Here is a 24,861-nt window from a genome sequence, read left to right as displayed (position 1 = left end):
GTAAGCCCTCTTAGTGAGCCACGGCAGCAGCGCCGTGCTCGTCGATCAGTGCGCCAGTGTGGAAACGATCCATCGCAAACGGCTTGGCCAGTGGGTGCATCTCGCCCTTGGCCAAGCTGGCGGCGAACACGTGACCCGAGCCCGGGGTGGCCTTGAAGCCGCCGGTGCCCCAGCCGCAGTTGAAGAACAGGTTGGGTACCGGGGTCTTGGAAATGATCGGGCAGGCGTCCGGCGAGGTGTCGACGATGCCGCCCCACTGACGGTTCATGCGTACCCGCGAGAGCACCGGGAACATCTCGACGATGGCCTGCAGGGTGTGTTCGATGGTGCCGTAGGAGCCGCGCTGGCCGTAGCCGTTGTAGCCGTCGATACCGGCGCCGATCACCAGGTCGCCTTTGTCCGATTGGCTGATGTAGCCGTGCACGGCGTTGGACATGATCACGCTGTCGATAATCGGCTTGATCGGCTCGGACACCAGCGCCTGCAGCGGATGGGATTCCAGCGGCAGGCGGAAGCCCGCCAGGCCGGCCATATGCCCGGAGTTACCGGCGGTGACCACGCCAACGCGCTTACCGCCGATAAAGCCCTTATTGGTTTCCACGCCGATGCACACGCCGTTTTCCTTGCGGAAACCGATCACCTCGGTCTGCTGAATCAGGTCCACGCCCAAGGCATCGGCAGCGCGGGCATAACCCCAGGCCACGGCGTCGTGACGGGCCACGCCACCACGGCGCTGCACGGTGGAGCCCATCACCGGGTAACGGGTGTTCTTGCTGCAATCGAGGTACGGAATCTCTGCGGCCACCTGCTTGGCATCCAGCAGTTCGCCATCCACACCGTTGAGGCGGTTGGCGCTGACGCGACGTTCGGAGTCGCGCATGTCCTGCAGGGTGTGGCACAGGTTGTAGACACCGCGCTGGCTGAACATGACGTTGTAGTTGAGGTCCTGGGACAGGCCTTCCCACAGTTTCATCGCATGCTCATAGAGATGCGCCGACTCATCCCACAGGTAGTTGGAGCGCACGATGGTGGTGTTGCGCGCGGTGTTGCCGCCGCCCAGCCAGCCCTTCTCGATCACCGCTACGTTCTTCACGCCGAACTCTTTGGCCAGGTAATAGGCCGTGGCCAGACCGTGACCGCCACCGCCGACGATGATCACGTCGTACACCGGCTTGGGCGTTGGGTTGCGCCACATGCGCTGCCAGTTTTCGTGGTGGCTGAACGCGTGCTTGAAAAGGCCGAAGCCGGAATAACGTTGCATCAGTGGGTACTCCTGATACGAAAACTTAACCGTAGGAGCGGGCCATGCCCGCGGACCCCGTGGAATCGCGGGCATGGCCCGCTCCTACAGGGTCATTGCGTTCAGCGATAAACCGGGTAATCGGCGCACAAACCTGCCGCCAGAGTCGCCACCTGTGCCTCAACATCGGCATCGCCGAGGTGGTCGAGGATGTTGCAGATCCAACCGGCCAGCTCGATGCTCTGTGCTTCCTTGAAACCGCGCGTGGTAATCGCCGGGGTGCCGATACGCAGGCCCGAGGTGACGAACGGCGACTGCGGGTCATTCGGCACGGCGTTCTTGTTGACCGTGATGCCGGCGCGGCCCAGGGCGGCATCGGCGTCTTTGCCGGTCAGGCCCTGACGGATCAGGCTGACCAGGAACAGGTGGTTGTCGGTGCCGCCGGAGACCACGTCGTAGCCGCGCTGGATAAACACCTTGGCCATGGCCTGGGCGTTCTTGATCACCTGCGCTTGGTAGTCCTTGAAGCCAGGCTCCATGGCTTCCTTGAAGCACACCGCCTTGGCCGCAATCACATGCATCAACGGGCCGCCCTGAGCGCCGGGGAACACGGCAGCGTTGAGCTTCTTCTCGATATCAGGATTGGCCTTGGCCAGGATCAAGCCGCCACGCGGGCCGCGCAGGGTCTTGTGGGTGGTGGTGGTGACCACATCGGCAAAGGGAATCGGGTTGGGGTACAGGCCGGCGGCGACCAGGCCGGCGACGTGGGCCATATCGACAAACAGCAGCGCCCCGACTTTGTCGGCAATGGCGCGGAAACGCGGGAAATCCAGGGTTTTCGAGTAGGCCGAGAAACCGGCGACGATCATCTTCGGCTGGCACTCAACGGCCAGGCGCTCGACTTCGTCGTAATCGATCAGCCCGGTGGCGGTGTCGATACCGTACTGCACGGCGTTGTACAGCTTGCCCGAGGACGACACCTTGGCGCCGTGGGTCAGGTGGCCGCCATGGGCCAGGCTCATGCCGAGAATAGTGTCGCCGGCATTGATCAGCGCCAGGTACACCGCGCTGTTGGCCGACGAGCCAGAGTGCGGCTGGACGTTGGCATAATCGGCACCGAATAGCGCCTTGGCGCGGTCAATCGCCAGCTGTTCAACCACGTCGACATGCTCGCAGCCGCCGTAATAACGCTTGCCCGGATAACCTTCGGCGTACTTGTTGGTCAGGCCGCTGCCCTGCGCTTCCATGACCCGCTGGCTGGTGTAGTTTTCCGAGGCGATCAGCTCGATATGGTGCTCCTGACGGCGCTCCTCGGCGTTGATGGCGCTGAGCAATTCGTCGTCGTAGCCTTGAATCTGGTCGTGCTTGCTGAACATCGCGGATCTCCTGCGGCGCCTGGGCAGCGCATCTGTGTCGATAGCGGGCTGAGCCCTTGTGAGCCGATGGTATGACTGGCCCTGATCGGTCAGATGCCTAGGCACGCCACGGGGGATTGCGTTTGCGACATGCATGCGTCGCAAACGCACAGGTAGCGTTGCGGCTTCGCCTGTATGGCAGAGGATGTCGCCCCCGTATCTGCACGCGGGCGTGACCGCAGATACAGTAGAAGCATCCCAAACGGCTTAGCGTTAGCGCCCACAAGGAAGCTCCCATGCCCGATCTCTCGCAACAATTCGCCAGCGACAACTACTCCGGTATCTGCCCGGAAGCCTGGGCAGCCATGGCCGAAGCCAATCAGGGCCACCAACGCGCCTACGGCGACGACGAATGGACCGCGCGCGCCGCCGACCATTTCCGCCGCCTGTTTGAAACCGACTGCGAAGTGTTCTTCGCCTTCAACGGCACGGCGGCCAACTCCCTGGCCCTGGCGTCGTTGTGTCAGAGCTACCACAGCGTGATCTGCTCGGAGACCGCCCACGTCGAAACCGACGAATGCGGCGCGCCGGAGTTCTTCTCCAACGGCTCCAAACTGCTGCTGGCGAAAACCGAGAGCGGCAAACTGACGCCCGAGGCAATCCGCGACATCGCCCTCAAGCGCCAGGACATCCACTACCCAAAACCCCGCGTGGTCACCCTGACCCAGGCCACGGAAGTCGGTACCGTTTACAGCCCCGACGAAGTCCGGGCGATCAGCGCGGTGTGCGGAGAACTGGGCCTGCACCTGCACATGGACGGCGCGCGCTTTTCCAACGCCTGCGCCTCTCTTGGCTGCAGCCCGGCCGAGCTGACCTGGAAAGCCGGTGTAGACGTGCTGTGTTTTGGCGGCACCAAGAACGGCATGGCCGTGGGTGAGGCCATCCTGTTCTTCAATAAAGCCTTGGCCGAAGACTTCGACTACCGCTGCAAACAGGCAGGTCAGCTGGCCTCGAAGATGCGCTACCTGTCCGCACCCTGGGTCGGCATCCTGCAGAACGATGCCTGGCTGAAATACGCCCAGCACGCCAACCGCTGCGCGCAACTGCTCGCCGAGCTGGTCAACGATATTCCAGGGGTCAGCCTGATGTTCCCGGTGCAGGCCAACGGCGTGTTTTTGCAGATGTCAGAAGCGGCGCTGGAAATCCTGCGCGGCCAGGGCTGGCGCTTCTACACCTTTATCGGAGCCGGCGGCGCACGCTTTATGTGCTCCTGGGACACCGACGAAGCGCGAGTGCGCCAGCTGGCGGGGGATATTCGCCAGGCGATGACGGCCAGCTAAGCAAGATGCTCAGGCGGCTGGCTGATGCAGACGGCCACTGACGCCTGCATCAGCACCAGCCATCAGGAAGGACGGGGAACCAGCGCTGGCAGCAAGGTGCGCGAGATCGCCTCGCGCACATTCGGCAACAGCGTCGCGCTGCCACCGAGCAACTCCTCCACCAACCTGCGCAGGGCCAGCGCGCGCTCCGGGCTGAGCCCGCTGACGGCATGCTCGCAGGCCTGCTCGGCGGTGACACCGGGCGGAATCGACAGCCCCAGCGCCACCAGGCGTTCGCGTAGGTCCTCCTGATCGATCAGGTCGGCGTGCATCATGGTCAATTCCTCCTTTGGTGGCGTGCTAGCGCAGCACGCCTTCTTCCAACAGCAATTTGAAGATAGCCTCCGCGCCCGCTTGCGGCGAGACATCCTTGAGCACCTGCCCCCCACCGCCGGATGCCTTGGCCGTCGCCGCCTTCATACGTTCGGCGCCGGTCTTGGCCTTGATCACCTTGAGCCGCTTGGGCCGGGGCTTGGCCGGCTGCAGCTGGGCGCTGGCAAACAACGGATCGGTAACCAACCCCACCTCTTCGGCCGTCAACAGGCCACGGCGTGCCGGGCCGAAGGCGCTTTGGCGGGCGGTGGGCGCGGCGTTATCCACGCTGGCAACAAACGGCAAACGCACCTGCAAACGCCGGCGCTGACCGCGCGGCAGGGCTTGCAGCACCTGGGCCACACCATTGCTGACCTGTTCCACCGCCGCCAGCCCGACCACCAGCGGCCAGCCGAGCTGTTCCGCCAGCATGTAAGGCAGCATGCCGGAGCCTTCGCCGGTTTCCGCCTGGCTGCCGGTCAACACCAGCTGCGCGCTGGAGTCGGCAAGGTAGTCGGCCAGCACCGGCAGCGCATCGCTATGCGCCGGTTGTTCGAGAATCTTGATCTGCGCAAGGCCCATGCCCAGGTAAGCGCGCAGCGCCTCCTGCTGCGGATCGCCGGCATGCAGCACCTGCAAGCGCTCACCAGCCAGACGCAGGCCCAGCTCGACCGCGCGGGCGTCCTGCTCTGCACGCCGTGGCCGGCCCGAGGTGGGATGCGCGCCAACCGAAACCAGGGCGACGATATTCAAGTCAGTCATAACAACGCCCTCCCACCATATCCGCCGCGCAATAGTGCTTAGATTCATGCCGCATCGCGTTCTGCTCCCTGGCGGTGGGCGGCGACCCGCTCGATCAATGCCTGCAGAATCGCGGCGGATTCGCCGATCACCGACAGATCGGCGCGTTTGATCATGTCGCAGGTCGGGTCGAGGTTGATCGCCACCACCTTGTCGCAAGCGCCAATGCCTTGCAGGTGCTGGATCGCCCCGGAAATCCCCACGGCCACATAGACCCGCGCCGTGACCCAGATGCCGGACGCGCCGACCTGGCGTTCGCGGCCCATAAAGCCATCGTCCACTGCCACCCGCGAGGCACCCTCGGTGGCGCCCAGCGCCGCAGCGGCCTGATGGAACAGCGCCCAATCCTTCACGCCGTTGCCGCCAGAGAGAATAAATTCGGCCTCGGCCATGGGGATCTGCGCCGGGTCGACCGCCACCGCGCCCAAATCCTGAATCCGGGGCAAGTGGCTGACCAGCGCTTCACTGAGCGCCAGCAGCCGCACTTCATGGCGGGTTTCGCTGACCGGTTCGGCGCACTCCACGGCGGCCAGAATCAGGCGTGGCGCTTGTTGCACCAAATCTTGCCGTCCGGCACCGGCACGTCCGCTGGCCATGCCATCGGCCACCTGCCAAACCCGCGTGGCCGGACGTTCGCCAAGCTTGGCGGCCAGGCGTCGGCCCAGCTCACCGCCACCGCTACGACTGTCGGGCAGCAACCAGTGGCGCGGCGACAATTGCCGTTCTACTGCGCCGAGTGCCAACACCCGCGCTTCCGGGGCGTAGCCGTCAAAATCGTCACCAGCGAACTGCAACAGACGATCCACGCCGTTGCTGTCAAAGGCGCTTTCCTTATGCTCACCAAAGATCACCGCCACCACCGCGCCGTCACTGCCAGCCAGCTTGTGCGCCAGGCCGAGCAGGTCCTTGTCATGCGCGCTCAGGCGGCCGCCGAGCATATCCGGCACCACGGCGATATAAAACGCCGGTTGCTCGATCACATGCAGGGGCAATTGCACCACGGCACTGGCCGTCGAGCGCTTGCCCGCGCCGCCTTGCTGCGCGCCGGAGCGGTCGATACGTTTAATCCCGTTGGGGCCGACAAAGCCCACGGCATGCGGGTTCTTACGCAGCACTCCAGCGGCGCTCAGCCAGCTGGCCATCACCGGCTGTGCGGCGGCATGCAGCGGGTGCAGGCGGTTGCGGGCAATCCATTCGGCCCGTGGGTCGCGGCGGATGATGTCGCTCATGGGCTTACCTCGGCTGCTTCACGCGGGGCGGGTGCAGACACCTTCACCTCGACCACGCCCTCGATCAATACATCGGCCACCAGCTCGGCAATATCCTTGACCTCGGGGCGCTGGCCGACCACACCTTCGAGCATCGCGGTGCACTGCGGGCAACCTACTGCGACCAGCTCGGCGGCGGTTTCCTTGATATCGACCATGCGCATATCGGGAATCCGCTGCTTGCCTGGGATATCGGTGATCGGCGCGCCCCCGCCACCGCCGCAGCAACGGGAACGGAAGCCCGAACGCTGCATCTCTTTCACTTCAATACCGATGGCATTCAGCACATTGCGCGGTGCTTCGTACTCTCCGTTGTAGCGGCCCAGGTAGCACGGGTCGTGATAGGTGACCGAGCCGCCTTTGTGCTGCCCGAGGTTGAGTTTCTGGCCGCTGATCAGTTCATCCATATAGGTGCTGTGGTGCAGCACCGAATAGCGACCGCCCAGCTCGCCGTATTCGTTTTTCAGCACATGGAAACTGTGCGGGTCGCAGGTGACGATGCGTTTGAACTGGTACTTGGCCAGGGTGGCGATATTGCGTTTGGCCAGCAGCTGGAAGGTCGCTTCATCGCCCAGACGACGGGCCACGTCACCACTATCGCGCTCTTCCAGACCTAGCACGGCGAAGTCGACCTTGGCGGCTTTCAGCACTTTGACAAAGGCGCGCAGGGTGCGCTGATTGCGCATGTCGAAGGCGCCGTCGCCGACCCAGAACAGCACATCCACATTTTGCTTGTCGCTCATTAGCGGCAGGTTCAAATCCGCCGCCCAGTTCAACCGGCCACCCGGTGCGAAACCGCCGGGGTTGTCGGTGGCGATCAGGTTGTCCAGCACCTCAGCGCCCTTGTTGGGCGTGGCGCCTTTTTCCAGCGTGAGATGGCGGCGCATATCGACTATGGCGTCGACGTGCTCGATCATCATCGGGCACTCCTCAACGCAGGCGCGGCAGGTGGTGCACGACCACAGCGTTTCGGCATCGACCAGCGCCTTGCCATTCAGATTGACGATGGGCAGATGCGGGCCGCCGCTATGCTCGCCAATAGCTTTGCCTGGGTAAGGCGAACCGGCAAAGTTGGCATCGCTGCCACCGGCCAGGCCGACCACCATGTCCTGAATCAGCTTCTTCGGGTTCAGCGGCTGGCCGGCGGCGAAGGCCGGGCAGGCCGCCTCGCACTTGCCGCACTGCACGCAGGCATCGAAGCCGAGCAACTGGTTCCAGGTGAAATCGGTAGGCTTTTCCACGCCCAGCGGGGCTTTCGGGTCATCCAGATTCAGCGCTTTGAGGCCGGTCGAACGGCCGCCACCAAAGCGTTCACGGCGGCGATGCCAGGCCAGGTGCAAAGCACCGGCAAAGGCGTGCTTCATCGGCCCGCCCCAGGTCATGCCAAAGAACAGCTCGGACACACCCCAGGCCACGCCAACGGTGAGCAGCAGCGCGAGAATCCAGCCGCCAAAGCCTTCCGGCAGAATACCGGCAACAGGAAGCGTGGCGATAAAGAAGCTGCCGGCAAACATCAGCAGGCTTTTCGGCAGACGCATCCACGGGCCTTTCGACAAACGCGATGGCGGGTCGAGGCGGCGTTTGGCGACAAACAGCGCGCCGACAAACATCAACGTAGTCGCCGCCAGCAGGGCGAAGCCGAGAATGCGACTCTGCAGGCCGAAGCCGTGCACCAGAATCGCTAGCACCGCCGCCAGGACAAAGCCGCCCGCCGTGGCCACGTGGGTGTTGGCGATGTATTTATCGCGGGCCACCACATGGTGCAGATCAACCATATAGCGACGCGGCATGGCCAACAGCCCGCCGAGCCAGTCGACCTGGGCCGGGCGGCCACGGCGCCACATCAGCAAGCGCTTCGCCGCACCAATAACCGCAAGGGCCAGGGCTGCGAAGAGCAGAATGGGGAGTAGGGTGTTTAACATCGAGGACATCCTCAATCCCGAAGGTGGGGCTGGTGGGAGGGGCTTTAGCCGCGATGCTTTTAACCTTGTCGCGGCTAAAGCCCCTCCCACACCGGTTCAGCGTTTAGATCAGAAGTCCTTGCACAACCGCAGCGCGTCATAGATCGCCGCGTGAGTGTTGCGCTGGGCCACGCAGTCGCCGATGCGGAACAGCAGATAACCGTCGCCCGCCTCGGATAAACAAGGCTGCGGCTGAATGGCAAACAGCGCTTCCACATCGATCTGACCCTTGTTGCGTGAGCCATCCTTGAGCGCGTAGTACAGGCGCTCATCCGGACGCACGCCGTTCTCCACCACCACCTGATCGACCACCCGCTCCTCTTTCGCGCCGGTGTATTCGTTCTCCAGCACCGCCACCAGCTTGTCGCCTTCGCGGTAGACCTTCTCCAGCATCAGGTCGCCGGTCATGATCACTTCTTTCGGGTACAGGCTGCGGTAGTAGGTCGGGAAGCTGGTGCCGCCGATAGCCACACCTGGCTTGATGTCGTCGGTGACGATTTCAACTTTCGCGCCCTTCTCGGCAATAAAGTCGGCCACTGACATGCCGGTGAACTCGCAAATGGTGTCGTAGACCAGCACGTTGTTACCTGGGGCGACCGAGCCATCGAGGATGTCCCAGCTGCTGACCACCAGGCCTTCAGCCGCGCCCCAATGCTCGTTCTGCTCCAGGAACGGATGACCACCGTTGGCCAGCACCACGATATCCGGGCGCAAGTCCATGATGCTCGCCTCGTCCGCGCCGGTGCCCAGGCGCAGGTCGATATTCAGGCGCGCCAGCTCCAGCTGGAACCAGCGGGTGATACCAGCCATCTGATCGCGTTGCGGGGCCTTGGCGGCCAGGCTGATCTGCCCACCGAGGCTGTCTTTCTTCTCGAACAGGGTCACGTCGTGGCCGCGCTCTGCTGCCACCCGCGCGGCTTCCATCCCGGCCGGGCCGCCACCAACAATCACCACCTTGCGCTTCGGCCCGCTGGTTTTCTCGATGATATGCGGCAGGCCCATGTATTCGCGGCTGGTTGCGGCGTTCTGGATGCACAGTACATCCAGGCCCTGATACTGGCGGTCGATGCAGTAGTTGGCACCGACGCACTGCTTGATCTGGTCGACCTGGCCCATCTTGATCTTGGCGATCAGGTGCGGGTCGGCGATGTGCGCGCGGGTCATGCCGACCATGTCGACATAGCCGCCTTCGAGAATACGCGTAGCCTGATTGGGGTCCTTGATGTTCTGTGCGTGCAGCACCGGTACCTTGACCACTTCCTTGATCCCGGCCGCCAGGTGCAGGAACGGCTCCGGCGGGTAGCTCATGTTCGGAATGACGTTGGCCAGGGTGTTGTGAGTGTCGCAGCCCGAGCCGACGACGCCGATAAAGTCGATCATGCCGGTGGCGTCGTAATAGGCGGCGATCTGCTTCATGTCCTCATGCGACAGGCCGTCCGGGTGGAATTCGTCACCGCAGATGCGCATGCCGACGCAGAAGTCGTCACCGACTTCCTTGCGCACAGCCTTGATCACTTCCAGACCGAATTTCATGCGGCCCTCGAAGGTGCCGCCCCATTCGTCGGTACGCTTGTTCACGCGCGGCGACCAGAACTGGTCGATCATATGCTGGTGCACGGCGGACAGCTCGACGCCGTCCAGCCCGCCCTCTTTGGCGCGGCGTGCAGCTTGTGCGTAGTTGCCGATCACCCGCCAGATTTCCTCGACCTCGATGGTCTTGCAGGTGGCACGGTGCACGGGTTCACGGATACCAGACGGCGACATCAGGGTCGGCCAGTGGAAGCCGTCCCAGCGCGAGCGACGGCCCATATGGGTAATCTGGATCATGATCTTGGCGCCATGCTTGTGCATGGCGTCGGCAAGATTCTGGAAGTGCGGAATGATCCGGTCGGTGGAAAGGTTGACCGAACTCCACCACTGCTGCGGGCTGTCGATGGCCACCACCGAGGAGCCACCACAGATCGCCAGGCCGATGCCGCCCTTGGCCTTCTCTTCGTAGTACTGCACATACCGTTCGGTGGTCATGCCGCCGTCGGTGGCGTACACCTCAGCGTGCGCGGTGCTGAGCACGCGGTTGCGGATGGTCAGCTTGCCGATTTGGATCGGCTGGAACATTGCTTCGAAAGCCATTACGGCACCCTCACGGAACTAAGGATTGTGGGAGGCGCTTCAGCGGCGATAGCGGTATGCCCGTCGCGGCTAAAACCCCTCCCACACAGGGTTGTCTTTAGCGTGGCTTGACCACAAACAGGCCATCGTCGTGGCCCTCTTCGGAACCGCCATAGACCTGCTCGGCCACGGTGCGAATAGCGCTGCCCTGGGCCTGAAGAATCTGATCCATGGCGCCGGCAAACCAGCCGGTGAACATATAATCGACCTTGCGCCCGCACTTGCCGTAGACGTAGACAAAGGCCGAGTGTTTGAGGCGTACCGAGCAGGTGCCGGCAGCCAGGTCGATGGCTTCAATCTCGAACAGCCCCCAGCCGCGTTGCGACAGGCGCTTCATGTAATGCTCGAACACCGCCACGCCGGACAGACCATGGCACTCGGCCTCTTTCTCGCACCAGTGCCAGGCGGATTTGTAGCCGGCCTTGTAGAGAATCTCGGCATAGGCCTCAGCACCCAGTACCTCTTCGATACCGATGTGGTTGTTGACGAAGAAATGCCGCGGTACATAGAGCATCGGCAGCGCGTCAGTGGTCCAGACGCCGGTTTCGTCGTCGACCTGGATAGGCATTTCGGGTGCGTGGGTGGCCATGTGTTCAGTGCTCCAGAATTCGTTGTCTTGCGTATTTGAAAGGTGCCGATGAATGCCTGTGGGGCCGTAGCGAGCACGCCGAGAGCAAGGAGACCCGCAGCGACAAGCGAGAGCAGTACGCATGTACGGCGAGCTTGTCGCGAGGACGCGACGCAGCTATCGGTGGGCGCAGTAGGCTCCGGAGGTATTCATCACTCGCCCCAGACGTCTTTCAGAACCCGTACCCAGTTCTCGCCCATGATCTTGCGTACCACGCGCTCGGAATGGCCGCGTTTGAGCAGGGTCTCGGTGAGGTTGGGGAATTCGCCGACAGTGCGGATGCCCAGCGGGTTGATGATCTTGCCGAAGCTGGTCAGGCGGCGGGCGTAACCCTTGTCGTGGGTCAGGTACTCGAAGAAGTCCTGGCCGTGGCCCTGGGTGAAGTCAGTACCGATACCGATGGCGTCTTCGCCGACGATGTTCATCACGTATTCGATGGCTTCGGCGTAGTCGTCGATGGTCGAGTCGATGCCCTTGGCCAGGAACGGCGCAAACATGGTCACGCCGACAAAGCCGCCGTGGTCGGCGATAAATTTCAGTTCTGCATCGGACTTGTTGCGCGGGTGTTCTTTCAGCCCCGACGGCAGGCAATGGGAATAGGTGACCGGTTTTTTCGATTCGAGGATGACTTCCTCGCTGGTCTTCGAGCCCACATGCGAGAGGTCGCACATGATGCCGACGCGGTTCATCTCGGCAACGATCTCGCGACCAAAACCGGACAGCCCGCCATCACGCTCATAGCAGCCGGTGCCGACCAGGTTCTGGGTGTTGTAGCACATCTGCACAATGCCCACGCCGAGCTGCTTGAACACCTCGACGTAAGCGATCTGGTCTTCGAACGCATGGGCGTTCTGGAAGCCGAAAAGGATGCCGGTCTTGCCCTGCGCCTTGGCGGTGCGGATGTCAGCGGTGGTGCGCACCGGCATCACCAGGTCGCTGTTTTCGCGGATCAGCTTCTGGCTGGCGGCGATGTTGTTCACCGTGGCCTGGAAGCCTTCCCACACCGATACGGTGCAGTTGGCGGCGGTCAGGCCGCCTTTGCGCATGTCCTCGAACAGCTCGCGGTTCCACTTGGCGATGATCAGCCCGTCAATAACGATGCTGTCGGCGTGTAATTCGGCTGGGCTCATCAGGCAGTCCCCTTTTAGCGATGTCGCCAAACCCGTTGTTGGCGCTTTGGACTGAGCATATCCCTGGGGGCTCGGGCGACCCGGTGCAAAAACGACCGGGGTATTGCCGAAAGCGTCAAAGCCGGGTCGCAGACGGATATGTCGCCGACAAAGCCCGCGACAGCCCGCCCAGCGGCAAACAGCCCAATAAAAAAAGCCCCTGCCTGGGGGTATCCGGCAGGGGCCAAGGTGACCCTTGAGGTGGGTCTCAGTGTGTTGCAGAGGTGACAGGCCTGCGCCGCGCGGCCAGCAGACCGTAAGCAGTCAGGCCGAGCAGCAGCCACAGGCCAAACGTCATGCCGGCTTACTCAGCGCCGACCTGACGCAGATACGGCGCCGGCGCCGCGCCGAGGTTGTGCAGCACGCGCTCGCTGTACCAGTCGATAAAGTTGACCACGCCGAACTCGTAGGTCTTTGAGTACGGGCCGGGCTGGTAAGCGGTGGAATTGATACCGCGCTGGTTTTCTTCAGCCAGGCGACGGTCCTGATCGTTGGTGGCGTCCCACACCTGACGCAGGCGGGCCACGTCGTAATCAACACCTTCCACAGCATCCTTGTGCACCAGCCATTTGGTGGTGACCATGGTTTCCTGGGCGCTGATCGGCCACACGGTGAAGACGATCATGTGATCGCCCATGCAGTGATTCCACGAGTGCGGCAGGTGCAGGATGCGCATCGAACCCAGATCCGGGTCGGTAATGCGGCCCATAAGCTTGTTGCAGCCCGGCTTGCCGTCCATGGTCATCGACACGGTGCCCTTGAGCAGCGGCATGCGCACGATACGGTTACGCAGGCCAAAGCTGGCGTGGGCATAAGGAATGTTGTCCTTGTCCCAACGGCCCGTGCACTCCGCCACCTGATCCTTGAACGCCTGAGTGGCGCGCGGGTCGGTGACGTCATCCCACTCCAGCAGGGTGTTGAGCAGCTCCGGGTGCGAACCGTTGCAGTGGTAGCACTCGCGGTTGTTCTCCAGCACCAGCTTCCAGTTGGCTTTTTCCATCAAGGTGGTCTGCACCGCCACCTTGGTGTTTTCCATGTCGTAAGGCTCCATGTAGTGAGCCAGGGTGCTGAGGAAGTCATCGATGGCCGGCGGGTTTTCCGCCAGGGAGATAAAGATGTAGCCGCCCGCCACCTTGCAGTTGACCGGCTTGAGGCTGTAGTCCTTGAGATCGAAATCCGCGCCCATTTCAGTGCCGGCGAACAGCAGGCGACCATCCAGCTCGTAGGTCCACTGGTGATAAGGGCAGACCAGCTTGGCCACCTTGCCCTTTTCACTGGTGCACAGGCGCGAGCCGCGGTGACGGCAGACGTTATGGAACGCATGCACCACACCGTCGGCGCCACGAATCACCATGATCGGGTTGTCGCCGAGCTGCAGGGTGAGGAAGTTGCCCTTGGCTGGGATTTCGCAGGTCATGCCGGCGATCAGCCATTCCTTGTGGAAGATCTCCTGCATATCGATCTTGAACAGACGCTCATCGCTATAGAACGGCTGTGGCAGGGAAAAGGTGCGCTCGCGGGTCTGCAGCATCTCTGCGGCGGCCTTGCGTGCGGGCTCCAGCGGATCGCCCAGGCTCAGGGTGGAAGTGACGTCCATCGGTAACTCCTCAATGGCTCATCGTCTAGTGCGACGGCCGTAAAAGTGGCTGATCGGTTGCTACGCAAGGTGGCGTCATTGCCCCGCTCTGCGCCTGCCGATGGCGCCTGAATGAACGCGGAATTCGCTCGTGACCTTTTGCTTCGGCTGGCTGCGAGTGTGGCGCTCGACGTGAGCGAAACCTTATCTATGGGCGACATGGCCACATCCGTTTCCGACGCGGCAAACCAAGGCCCGCGCGGCAGGTCGCGATAAGCATGTAAATGTCGCTGGCAGATAAATGAGCGTGCCGGCCAGTACGCACAATCCGCCCCATATAAGGCCGATGTCCGGCCGTGCGGAGAGACGTCCATGACGACGAACGACTTCCTCAACCCGGTTACCACGCAGACCTGGAGCAATGGTCGGCATATGGTGCGCTGCGTCAAAGTCATCCAGGAGACCTGGGACGTGCGCACCTTCTGCTTTATGGCCGATCAACCGGTGCTGTACTTCTTCAAACCGGGGCAGTTCGTCACCCTGGAACTGGAGATCGACGGCCAACCGGTGATGCGCTCCTACACCATTTCCAGCTCCCCTTCGGTGCCCTACAGCTTCTCCATCACCATCAAGCGGGTGCCGGGCGGCAAGGTCTCCAACTGGCTGCACGACAACCTCAATGAAGGCGACGAGCTGCCGGTGCACGGCCCGGTCGGGCTGTTCAACGCCATCGACTTTCCCGCCGAGAAGGTGCTCTACCTCAGCGGCGGCGTCGGTATTACGCCGGTGATGTCGATGGCGCGCTGGTTCTACGACACCAACGCCAATGTCGACATGGTATTCGTGCACAGTGCGCGCTCACCGAAAGACATCATCTACCACCGCGAGCTGGAACATATGGCCGCGCGGATCAACAACTTCAGCCTGCACGTGATCTGCGAGAAGCATGGCCTGGGCGAGGCCTGGGCCGGTTATCGTGGCTACCTCAACCAGAAGATGCTGGAGCTGATTGCCCCGGATTATCTGGAGCGGGAGATCTTCTGCTGCGGCCCGACACCCTATATGAACGCGGTCAAGCGCCTGCTCGAAGCCAATCGCTACGACATGAGCCGCTACCACGAAGAATCTTTCGGCGCGACGCCGCCGGAAGTGCGCGCCGAGGTCAAGGAACTGGCCGCCGAAGCCGCCGACGCGCCAGCCGTACCCGCTGCCGAGCAGCATCAGGTGGCATTCACCAGCACCGGCAAGAGCATCCGCGTCGACCCGGGCGAAACCGTGCACGCTGCCGCCGCCAAGCTTGGTCTGCATATCCCCAAGGCCTGCGGCATGGGCATCTGCGGCACCTGCAAGGTAATGAAAACCTCAGGCGAAGTGAGCATGGAACACAACGGCGGGATCACCGACGAAGACGTCGCCGAGGGCTATATCCTGTCCTGCTGCAGCGTGCCGCAGGGGGATGTGGCGATCGAGTACTAAGCACCGCTATCGACCACCGCGCACAGAGCAAAACGCCGCACTCGCCATCAAGGCCGGTGCGGCGTTTTTGTTTGGTGCTACCAATCCCGTGGGAGGGGCTTTCGGCTCTGGCATCCTGCTCCGCAATCCACAGGGATGTGGTGAATGCCGCAAGCCCGCCGGGAGCGGGCGCGGCGCTACCCCTGCATCCATGCAGTCGTAGCCGCGACAAGCGATTAACCGCTCGCCGCTAAAGCGCCTCCTACGGAGATAGTGGCCGTGGCTTAAAGCCTGACGCTGGCAAAGGTTGACTCCCCCTGCGCCCGCGTCAACGCGGCCATGGCCGAGGACGGCGAAGGACGCATGAGGTCTTCCGGCATGGGCAGCAGCGCCACCACATTGCCGCCCTGCTGGCCGGCGCGTTCGTCACGCGGCGGGATGCCGAAGTATTCGCGGTAGCACTTGGAAAAGTGCGGAGTAGAAACAAAGCCGCAGACAGAAGCCACTTCGATGATCGACATGCTGGTCTGCTTGAGCAGCTGGCGTGCACGGATCAGGCGCAGTTTGAGGTAGTAGCGCGACGGTGAGCAGTGCAGGTACTTCTGGAACAGCCGCTCCAGCTGACGACGCGACACATCGACATACAGCGCCAGCTGATCGAGATCGATCGGTTCTTCCAGGTTGGCTTCCATCAACGCGACGATTTCCTGCAGCTTCGGCTGGTTGGTGCCGAGCATGTGCTTGAGCGGCACGCGCTGGTGATCCTGCTCGTTGCGAATGCGTTCGTAGATAAACATCTCGGAAATCGCCGCCGCCAGTTCGCGGCCATGCTCACGGCCAATCACATGCAGCATCATGTCCATCGGCGCAGTGCCGCCGGAGCTGGTGTGGCGGTTGCGGTCAATCGAGAACAGGCGAGTGCTGACACCTGCGCGCGGGAAGGCTTCCTGCATCGAGGCCAAACATTCCCAATGCACGCTGCAATCAAAACCATCAAGCAGCCCGGCCTTGGCCAGCGCCCAGCTGCCGGTACATACCGCGCCCAGTTGCGCACCGTGGCGCGCCTGACTTTGCAGCCACTGCACATGCTCGCGGGTAACGCTGTGCTGAATGTCCACACCGCCGCAAACGATCACCGCATCCAGACGCGGCGCCGTAACCAGGCTGGCGTCGGGGGTGATCTGCAGGCCATCACTGGCACTGACCGGCAGGCCACTCTGGCTGAGGGTGTGCCAGCGGTACAACTCCTTGCCGGACAGCTGGTTGGCCATCCGCAGCGGCTCGACGGCAGACGCCAGGGAAATCAGGGTGAAGTTGTCGAGCAGGAGAAAGCCGATGGACTGCGGAGCACGGCTCTGGGGTTGTGCCCCTTGAGTGAACTGTGACATCAGGTAAACCCTCACGCGAAGCAAAGCACGGTAGTGAGCCCCTCTATGCGGTGGCTCTTTTTATGGTTCTGGGACTGCACAACGCCAGATCGACTACCAACACAACGCAAAGGCCGTGCCTAAATTGATTGGGCGTTCAATTAAAAATAGATGGGCCGGCCCAACGCTAGTGCCACTAGGCGTTGGCAGGAGCGACAGAAGCATCCTGATTACGACCGCAAACGCCCGTTCGGCGGGCGCTTGAGCATTTCGGTAGCACTGCCAGGCAGGTGCTTTGTCACCCCGCTACGCAGGGTAAAAACCGCGCGGTAACGGACCAACGGTCAAGCCAGATTCAGCAGCCTTGCACTGCCCTTGGCCGCAGCGCCAAACAGCCACGCACCACAAATGTGCACGGCGGTTCGAACGCGCCCATCAGCACTCAACAGCGCTGACGGCCAACCCGCCGCGCGAGGTTTCCTTGTACTTGTCATGCATATCCGCGCCGGTGTCGCGCATGGTGCGGATTACTCGGTCCAGCGAGATAAAGTGCTGGCCGTCACCGCGCAAGGCCATCTGTGCGGCATTGATCGCCTTCACCGCGGCAATCGCGTTGCGCTCGATACAGGGCACCTGCACCAAGCCGCCGACCGGATCGCAGGTCAGGCCGAGGTTATGTTCCAGGCCGATCTCGGCAGCGTTCTCCACCTGCTCCGGCGTCGCGCCAAGAATTTCCGCCAGCCCGGCCGCCGCCATCGCGCAGGCCGACCCGACTTCACCCTGGCAGCCGACTTCAGCCCCGGAGATAGACGCGTTCTTCTTGCATAGGATGCCGATGGCGGCAGCAGCCAGCAGGTAATCCACCACATTGGCTTCGCTGACCGCCGGGCTGAAGCGCACAAAGTAATGCAGCACCGCAGGGATGATCCCGGCCGCGCCATTGGTCGGCGCGGTGACCATGCGCCCGCCGGCGGCGTTTTCTTCATTCACCGCCAGGGCGAACAGGTTGACCCACTCCATACCGCTGAGGGTGGAGCCGATCACATTGGGTTTGCTCATTTCCTGCAGGCTGCGATGCAACTTGGCGGCGCGGCGCTTCACATTCAGCCCTCCGGGCAGAATGCCCTCGTGCTGCAGCCCCTGTTCGACGCACTCACGCATGGCCTGCCACAGGCGCATCAGGCCGCTGCGAATTTCCGCCTCGCTGCGCCAGGCCTTCTCGTTGGCCATCATCAATTCGGAGACGCGTAGGCCGTTCTCCTTGCACAGCTGCAACAGCTGTTCGGCGCTGTTGAAGTCATAGGGCAATACGGTGTGATCCTGATCCAGCTGGCCGCTGGCGGCCTGCTCGGCATCCACCACAAAACCGCCGCCCACCGAGTAATAGGTATTCTCGTGCAGCAGGCTGCCATCGGCGGCAAACGCACTGAGGGTCATGGCGTTGGGGTGATAGGGCAGATTTTCATCCAGCAGCAGCATGTCGCGCGCCCAGTCGAAGGCGATGCTGACACGCCCGCCAAGCTGCAACTGGCCGCTGGCCAATAACTCAGCGATACGCGGCTCGATGCTGCTCGGGTCGACCTGATCCGGCCACTCACCCATCAGCCCCATGATCACCGCGCGATCGCTGCCATGGCCGACACCGGTGGCCGACAGCGAACCGTACAGGCGTACCTGCAGCCGCGCCGTACGCTCCAGCAAACGCCGCTCGGCCAATGCACCGCTGAACAGCGCCGCCGCGCGCATCGGCCCGACGGTATGCGAACTGGACGGCCCGATGCCGATCTTGAACAAGTCAAACACGCTGATAGCCACGACTCTCTCCTGCACTGATGCTACGTGCAGGCCATGATCAGGATTTCCCCAGTGCGCAGTCGCCCCACACCGACTTGCCCATGCCTAAATCCGTCAGCTGATCAGCCACGCGACGGATCGCCTGTGGCGTTTACCTGGGGTGGGTTAGGTGACGCTCCAGTCGTGTGGCGCTGGCCATCGCCACTCCAGCGCAGCCAGCCGCCCAATTCCTGCGGACTTCATCCGTGCTACGGGTTCACACTTTTCAAGCGCCACCGCAGTAAATCACGACACCAGCATTCCAGTTACGACTTCACGCATAGGCAGTGAAGGAAATCTGTCGGCATGATCGCGGCGCTCATGGATCGGCAGCCGCAATGTCCCCCGCTGCCCCTGACACCCTATGAAGCGCCTGCTCCAGGCGCGCCCTGTCACCGCAACCGGGAGAGGCTTGATGAAACTCTATAGACGCTGGCTGCTGGCGGCCGCCATGGCTACACCCCTGATGGCGCAGGCCGCAGACCCACCCAGCTGCAAGCTGATTCGCTTCGCCGACGTCGGCTGGACTGACCTGATCACGACTAACGCAGTAACTCGCCTGGTACTCAGCGAGCTGGGCTATCGCTCGCAGCTCAAGCGTCTATCGCTACCAGAGACCTTCAAGGCGCTGCACGACAATGAAGTCGACGTGTTTCTCGACACCTGGCTGCCCAGCTCAGAGAAGGATATCCGTCCCTACCTGGACGACGGCTCGGTGGAGCTGCTGACAGTCAATCTGGAGGGTGCCAAGTACACCCTGGCAGTCAATAAGGCCGCCTACGATGCCGGTCTCAAGAATTTCGCCGATATCGCCAAATTCAGCCAACAGCTCGACGGCAAGATTTACGGAATCGAACCGGGTAACGGTGGCAATCAGCTGATCCAGCAAATAATCGACAAGAACGCCTTCGGCCTCGCCGACTTCAAACTGGTGGAATCCAGCGAGTCCGAGATGATCCTGCACGTAAAACGGGCGGAGCATCTAAACAAATGGGCGGTGTTCCTCGGCTGGGAACCCCACCCAATGAACAACCAGCTGAACATGCGCTACCTGAGCGGCGGCGATGACTACTTTGGCCCCAACCTCGGTGGCGCCACGGTCTATACAACCGTGCGCAAGGGCCTTGTCAGCCAATGTCCGAATCTCGGCCGGCTGCTCAAGAACATACGCTTCAGCCTGGAGATGGAGAACGACCTGATGGAGGCGATTCTCAACAAAAACACCAATCCGCGACGCGAGGCCAAGGCGTGGCTGAAAGCCAATCCAGAAGTACTCGAATCCTGGCTAGTGGGCGTAACAAGACTGAACGGTCAATCAATAAAAACCACCGAAAACCTCGCTGATGGAAATTAATTTGTCATTTTTTTCGAACAGCGCGCAGCCCCCAGCTCATCGTGCCTGTGGCCATTTGAAACGCTGCAAACCACGGCCGCTGTGGCTTGCAGCCTTGGCAACCGAGCAAAAAAGTCTGTTATGGTTTTTAAAGAGTCTGTCGCCGCGCAACACGTCAGAGTCGCAAACCGACAATTGCGACAGGCCGAAGACTATATCGTTGAGTCAGCCGATTTCGTCGCTGTCGCCTTAGCAGGGTCGACAGACCGGGCGCCCACAGCCCCGGACCGAAGAATATATAAGCGCTGGCTCACCACGTGATGGGTGCCAGCCCAACAAGAAATTTCGGATGTACGCGCACCTCGGGTCGAGGTGTGTAAAACCCAAGGATGGGACTTCGTAACACTGCCAGAGGGTTTGGAACGCGGTTTGCAGCACGGCACAGCAAGGTTGACTCGACAGTACGCCCCCATAGCGTCCATTGCCCACAAGGCAACTGGAGCGTTACAGCGGTTGTGCCTGAGCACCCTGAATGTGTTGCGCGGCAAGGCACGGCCCCGACCCCGGAACCCAGTAAACCCACACAGGCAAGAACAGTCGGCATCACCGTACGTACGCCAGCTGGCGTAGGCGCGGTTCCGCAGCACTGATCTGGATGTCTACTGAAGGGGAATCATCCCATGCAGTCTGGAAAAATCGTCGTCGAAAACCTCTACAAGGTGTTCGGCGCAGAGCCACAAGAAGCCATCGACCTGCTCAAACAGGGCTGGAGCAAGGAACGAATTCTTGCGGAAAAAGGCGCGGTAATCGGCGTCAGCGACGTGTCTTTCAGCGTCGAGGAAGGTGAAATTTTCGTGCTGATGGGCCTCTCCGGCTCCGGCAAATCCACCCTGATCCGTCTGATCAACCGCCTGGTTGAACCCAGCGGCGGCAATGTCTACATCGACGGGCAGAACGTCGCCAAGATGCCCAAGGCGGAGCTGATCGATCTGCGCCGCCGCGACATGAGCATGGTCTTCCAGTCCTTCGCCCTGATGCCTTCGCGCAGCGTGCTGGACAACGCCGCCTTCGGCCTCGAAGTGGCCGGCAAGAGCAAGAAGGAGCGCGAACAGCGCGCCATGCAGGTACTCAAGCAGGTCGGCCTGGACACCTTTGCGCACAAGATGCCGCATGAGCTGTCCGGCGGCATGCAACAGCGCGTCGGCCTGGCCCGCGCCCTGGCGGTTGACCCGTCAATGATCATCATGGACGAGGCGTTTTCCGCCCTCGACCCGCTCAAGCGCCGCGAGATGCAGGACGTGCTGCTGGAGCTGCAGAAAACCGATCGCCGCACCATCATCTTTGTCTCCCACGACATCGAAGAAGCCATGCGCATCGGCACCCGCATCGGCATCATGGAAGGCGGCAAACTGGTTCAGGTCGGCACCCCGCAGGAGCTGATCGACAACCCCGCCAACGATTACGTGCGCAACTTCTTCAACACCGTCGACACCAACCGCTACCTCACCGCCGGCCAATTGATGGCCGACAGCGTGCCGATCTACGTGCACAACGGCAAAGCGCCGGACGCACAGACGGTCTGCCAGGAGCTGCAGGCGCTGGACAAGCACTACGCCTTTATCGTCGACGAGCAGAACACCTTCCAGGGCTCCATCAGCCTGGAGCGGATCGCCCTGCTGGTCGAGGGTGGTACCACCTGCGGCCTCGACGGCCAGGTGCTCAAGCCAATCAAACCGATCCCCGAAGACCTGCCGCTGGACCAGGTGATTGAACGCCTGGTGGACAACGAAGGGCCGATCCCGGTGGTCGACAGCAATGGCCGCTACAGCGGCGCCATCAGCAAAGGTCGCCTGCTGACCCGCCTGCAGGGAGAGTTCCATGAGTGAGAAACAGCTCGACCTGGGCAGCTGGGTCAATGATGTGGTGCAGCACCTGCTGGACAACTACAGCGATGGCTTCGACAGCATCGGCGCCGTGGTCAACGGCTTTTCCGAAGGCATCGAATGGCTGCTGATGCTGCCACCGGCCTGGCTGCTGATTGCCATCTTCGTCGGCCTCGGCCTGTGGCGTATCGGCTACAAGTTCGCCATCTTCACCGCCGTGGCCTTTGTGCTGATCGTGCTCACCGGCTTCTGGGAACAGACCGTGGTCACCCTCGGCCTGACCTTCTCCGCCACGCTGATCAGCCTGCTACTCGGCATACCGCTGGGTATCTGGGCAGCGCGCAGTGAGCGGGTAGCGACCATCATCCGGCCGATTCTCGACTTCATGCAGACCATGCCGGCGTTCGTCTACCTGATTCCCGCCGCCATGCTCTTCGGCCTCGGCCGCGTGCCGGGGATCATCGCCACAGTGATCTTCGCCATGCCACCGGCGGTGCGCCTGACCAACCTGGGCATCCGCCAGGTAAATAAAGAGATCATCGAAGCCGGCCAATCCTTCGGCTGCACCCCGCGTCAGCTACTGTTCAAAGTCCAGCTGCCCAACGCCATGCCGTCGATCATGGCCGGGGTCAACCAGACCATCATGATGGCCCTGTCGATGGTGATTATCGCCTCGATGGTTGGCGCAGGCGGCCTGGGCAACGACGTACTGGCGAGTATCCAGCGCCTGGACATCGGCCTCGGTTTCGAAAGCGGCATGGCCGTGGTGTTGCTGGCGATCATTCTCGACCGCATCACGGAAAGTTTCGGTACCCCGCAAACCGCCAAACGCAGCAGTCTGTTCAGTTGGTTCAGCGGCAAGCTTCAACGCCAGTAATCTAAATTTAACCATCACAGGGAATCGCAGATGAAAACGATTAAACAGCTCGCAGGTGTCGGCCTGCTCTCCGTGGCCATGCTGCAAAGCGCCTGGGCGCAAGAGCCGGAGAGTTGCAAAATGGTGCGCTTCGCCGAAATTGGCTGGGCCGACATCGCCGCCACCACCGGTGTCGCCATGACCCTCAGCGAAGGCCTGGGCTACCAGACCCGCAAGATCATGGCCTCCGTACCTATCGCCTTTACCGGGGTGAAAAGCGGCCAGATCGACGTCTTCCTCGGTTACTGGGCGCCCTCGATGGACGCTGTGATTGAACCCTTCACAAAGGATGGCGGCGTCAAAGTGCTGCCCAAGGCCAACCTTGAAGGCGCCAAATACACCCTCGCCGTGCCGACCTACGCCGCAGAAGCCGGGCTGAAAAGCTTTGCCGACATCGCCAAGTTCAAGGACCAGCTGGGCGGCAAAATCTTCGGCATCGAGCCGGGTAACGACGGCAACCTGCTGATCGACGGCATGATCAAGAGCAACCAGTTCGGCCTCGGCGAATTCAAGATGGTCGAGTCCAGCGAAGCCGGCATGCTCGTTCAGCTGCAACGCGCGGTGAAAAAGAAAGAACCTGCCGTATTCCTCGGCTGGGCACCGCACCCGATGAACACCCAGTTCGACATCACCTACCTGGAAGGCGGCGATGACGTCTTCGGCCCCGACTACGGCGCCGCCAAGGTCTACACCGTAGTACCGCCGGATTACGAAGCGCGCTGCGCCAACGTCGGCAAACTGCTGAACAACCTGCAGTTCACCGTGGAAATCGAAAGCCAGCTGATGGAAAAGGTTCTGGAAAAACAGAACCCAACCAAAGTCGCGGCCGACTGGATCAAAGCCAACCCGGCGATCCTCGACCAGTGGCTGGCCGGCGTTACCACCTATGACGGCCAGAACGGCGTTGCAGCCGTGAAGAAACACCTCGGCATGTAAGCCACACCGCGCCGCCCCAGTGATCTGCCGGCGGCGCGGCTAGTTAAAGCACCTGAATCAGCACCACACCCGCGAGGCCACACGGCCATCGCCGGGTTTGTTGCAGCCCGGATTTAACACGCAGCACCTGAGCAACACCGATCAACCCCTCACCCCACTGGGGAAACGACTGCATAGATGCAGGAAGTAGGGCGCCGCAGGATGCCAGAGCCGAGGGTTAGAGAGAGGGGCAACACACAACCCCTCCCGAGCAAGCCATACCACGCAACCTGTAACACCCAGCTAGGCCCGCAAGAAGAACGCGCCAGTAACTCACTGAACTGCCACTCTCACTGACGGAGCACAACCTATGCGAAACCTGAAGAACCTCTGCCTGCAAAGCCTCGGCGTCGCCGCTCTGGCCATCGGCATGAGCACCGCCATGGCGGCTGACAAACCCACCCTGAACATCGGCTACGTCAACGGTTGGGACGACAGCGTCGCCGCCACCTTTGTCGCCGGGGAAATCCTCCAGAGCAAACTCGGCTACACCGTTGCACTCAAGCCCGTAGAACCGGCCATCATGTGGCAAGGCGTAGCACGCGGCGACCTCGACGCCACCCTCTCCGCCTGGCTGCCCGCCACCCACGGCGAATACTTTGAAAAACTCAAAGACAAGGTCGAAGTGCTTGGCACCAACTACGCTGGCGCGAAAATCGGCCTGATCGTGCCGGACTACGTACAAGCCAAAACCATCGCCGACCTGCAAACCTACGCCAAGGACTTCGACGGCAAAATCACCGGCATCGACGCCGGCGCCGGCGTCATGCGCCGCACCGAAGAAGCCATCAAGGAATACGCCCTCACCGACATCAAACTGATGCCAAGCTCCGGCCCGGCCATGGCCACCGCCCTGACCCGCGCCGAGAAAAACAAACAAGCCATCGTCGTCACCGGCTGGATCCCGCACTGGATGTTCGCCAAATGGAACCTGCGCTTCCTCGAAGACCCGAAAAAAGTCTTCGGCGATGACGAACACGTCGACACCGTCGCCAACCCCAGCATCAACAGCAAAGCCCCAGAAGCCGCTGCCTTCCTGAAGAAATTCTCCTGGAGCGGTGAAGAAGTCGGCGCCGTGATGCTCGCCATCCGCGAAGGCGCCAAACCGGAAGACGCCGCCAAAGACTGGATCAGCAAAAACCCAGAGCGCGTCGCTGAATGGCTTAAATAAGCCAAGGCTGCACCTCACTATAGAAGCGGGCTACGGCCCGCTTTTTTGTGGGCGCGAAATGGTGGTGGAA

19 protein-coding genes are annotated in these 24,861 nt (G+C 61.9%); 7 read left to right on the top strand and 12 right to left on the bottom strand.

From position 1 onward, the window contains the following. Positions 1-10: 10 nt before the first annotated feature. Both RHP75_RS02285 and glyA read right to left on the bottom strand, forming a co-directional pair. Entirely contained in the window at positions 11-1,261 is a 1,251-nt protein-coding gene (locus RHP75_RS02285) for a sarcosine oxidase subunit beta family protein (RefSeq protein ID WP_233685358.1), read from the bottom strand. Between the two features lie 101 nt (positions 1,262-1,362). Next, entirely contained in the window at positions 1,363-2,616 is a 1,254-nt protein-coding gene (glyA, locus tag RHP75_RS02280; RefSeq protein ID WP_311090292.1) for a serine hydroxymethyltransferase, read from the bottom strand. Between the two features lie 275 nt (positions 2,617-2,891). Between glyA and RHP75_RS02275 the strand changes: the two genes are divergently transcribed. Beyond that, on the top strand, positions 2,892-3,935 hold the full coding sequence (locus RHP75_RS02275; protein ID WP_311090291.1) for a low specificity L-threonine aldolase: 1,044 nt from the start codon (positions 2,892-2,894) through the stop codon (positions 3,933-3,935). 62 nt (positions 3,936-3,997) lie between these two features. On the opposite strand, the gene RHP75_RS02270 is transcribed toward RHP75_RS02275, so the two are convergent. The 8 genes from RHP75_RS02270 to gbcA all read right to left on the bottom strand — a co-directional run bounded on the left by RHP75_RS02270 (position 3,998) and on the right by gbcA (position 13,879). Beyond that, complete coding sequence (locus RHP75_RS02270; RefSeq protein WP_090254976.1) at positions 3,998-4,249, bottom strand: hypothetical protein; 252 nt, start codon at positions 4,247-4,249, stop codon at positions 3,998-4,000. Positions 4,250-4,274: 25 nt separating this feature from the next. After that, positions 4,275-5,048 carry an electron transfer flavoprotein subunit beta gene (locus RHP75_RS02265; protein ID WP_311090290.1) on the bottom strand — a complete coding sequence of 258 codons (774 nt, stop codon included), beginning with the start codon at positions 5,046-5,048 and terminating at the stop codon, positions 4,275-4,277. A 44-nt stretch (positions 5,049-5,092) separates the two neighbouring features. Beyond that, on the bottom strand, positions 5,093-6,316 hold the full coding sequence (locus tag RHP75_RS02260) for an electron transfer flavoprotein subunit alpha/FixB family protein (RefSeq protein WP_311090289.1): 1,224 nt from the start codon (positions 6,314-6,316) through the stop codon (positions 5,093-5,095). Continuing rightward, positions 6,313-8,277: a dimethylglycine demethylation protein DgcB gene (gene dgcB / locus RHP75_RS02255; protein WP_311091851.1), complete on the bottom strand. Its 1,965-nt coding sequence runs from the start codon at positions 8,275-8,277 to the stop codon at positions 6,313-6,315. Before dgcB ends, RHP75_RS02260 begins: the two co-directional genes overlap by 4 nt. A gap of 108 nt (positions 8,278-8,385) precedes the next feature. Next, positions 8,386-10,446 carry a dimethylglycine demethylation protein DgcA gene (gene dgcA / locus RHP75_RS02250; RefSeq protein ID WP_311090288.1) on the bottom strand — a complete coding sequence of 687 codons (2,061 nt, stop codon included), beginning with the start codon at positions 10,444-10,446 and terminating at the stop codon, positions 8,386-8,388. 97 nt (positions 10,447-10,543) lie between these two features. Continuing rightward, positions 10,544-11,074, bottom strand: a complete 531-nt coding sequence (locus RHP75_RS02245; protein WP_311090287.1) for a DUF5943 domain-containing protein — start codon at positions 11,072-11,074, stop codon at positions 10,544-10,546. A gap of 191 nt (positions 11,075-11,265) precedes the next feature. Next, positions 11,266-12,243, bottom strand: a complete 978-nt coding sequence (locus tag RHP75_RS02240; RefSeq protein ID WP_311090286.1) for a dipeptidase — start codon at positions 12,241-12,243, stop codon at positions 11,266-11,268. A gap of 343 nt (positions 12,244-12,586) precedes the next feature. Further along, the gene (gene gbcA / locus RHP75_RS02235) at positions 12,587-13,879 is read right to left on the bottom strand and encodes a glycine-betaine demethylase subunit GbcA (protein WP_311090285.1); all 1,293 of its coding nucleotides are present in this window, start codon (positions 13,877-13,879) and stop codon (positions 12,587-12,589) included. Between the two features lie 351 nt (positions 13,880-14,230). On the opposite strand from gbcA, the gene gbcB reads away from it, so the two are divergent. Continuing rightward, a complete protein-coding gene (gene gbcB / locus RHP75_RS02230) occupies positions 14,231-15,334 on the top strand; it encodes a glycine-betaine demethylase subunit GbcB (protein ID WP_311090283.1) in 1,104 nt (367 codons plus the stop codon). Between the two features lie 263 nt (positions 15,335-15,597). Here gbcB and RHP75_RS02225 read toward each other — a convergent pair whose 3' ends face one another. Next, positions 15,598-16,701 (bottom strand): GlxA family transcriptional regulator, encoded by a 1,104-nt coding sequence (locus RHP75_RS02225; protein WP_311090282.1) that lies wholly within the window; start codon positions 16,699-16,701, stop codon positions 15,598-15,600. Between the two features lie 414 nt (positions 16,702-17,115). Then, positions 17,116-18,495: an L-serine ammonia-lyase gene (locus tag RHP75_RS02220; RefSeq protein ID WP_311090280.1), complete on the bottom strand. Its 1,380-nt coding sequence runs from the start codon at positions 18,493-18,495 to the stop codon at positions 17,116-17,118. Positions 18,496-18,928: 433 nt separating this feature from the next. Here RHP75_RS02220 and choX point away from each other — a divergent pair, with 433 nt between their 5' ends. From choX to RHP75_RS02195, 5 genes are all read left to right on the top strand, one after another. After that, positions 18,929-19,867 carry a choline ABC transporter substrate-binding protein gene (choX, locus tag RHP75_RS02215; protein ID WP_311090278.1) on the top strand — a complete coding sequence of 313 codons (939 nt, stop codon included), beginning with the start codon at positions 18,929-18,931 and terminating at the stop codon, positions 19,865-19,867. Between the two features lie 659 nt (positions 19,868-20,526). Next, positions 20,527-21,732 (top strand): glycine betaine/L-proline ABC transporter ATP-binding protein, encoded by a 1,206-nt coding sequence (locus RHP75_RS02210; protein WP_311090276.1) that lies wholly within the window; start codon positions 20,527-20,529, stop codon positions 21,730-21,732. Continuing rightward, a complete protein-coding gene (locus RHP75_RS02205; RefSeq protein ID WP_311090275.1) occupies positions 21,725-22,606 on the top strand; it encodes a proline/glycine betaine ABC transporter permease in 882 nt (293 codons plus the stop codon). Before RHP75_RS02210 ends, RHP75_RS02205 begins: the two co-directional genes overlap by 8 nt. Before the next feature lie 30 nt (positions 22,607-22,636). Continuing rightward, positions 22,637-23,581 (top strand): choline ABC transporter substrate-binding protein, encoded by a 945-nt coding sequence (locus RHP75_RS02200; protein WP_311090274.1) that lies wholly within the window; start codon positions 22,637-22,639, stop codon positions 23,579-23,581. Between the two features lie 349 nt (positions 23,582-23,930). Continuing rightward, positions 23,931-24,791, top strand: coding sequence for a glycine betaine ABC transporter substrate-binding protein (locus RHP75_RS02195; RefSeq protein WP_311090272.1), 861 nt, complete (start codon positions 23,931-23,933; stop codon positions 24,789-24,791). The last annotated feature ends 70 nt before the right edge of the window (positions 24,792-24,861 follow it).

This window comes from Pseudomonas sp. SG20056, assembly GCF_031764535.1.
Classification (GTDB): Bacteria; Pseudomonadota; Gammaproteobacteria; order Pseudomonadales; family Pseudomonadaceae; genus Aquipseudomonas.
This window is presented reverse-complemented; position numbering and strand designations above follow the sequence as displayed.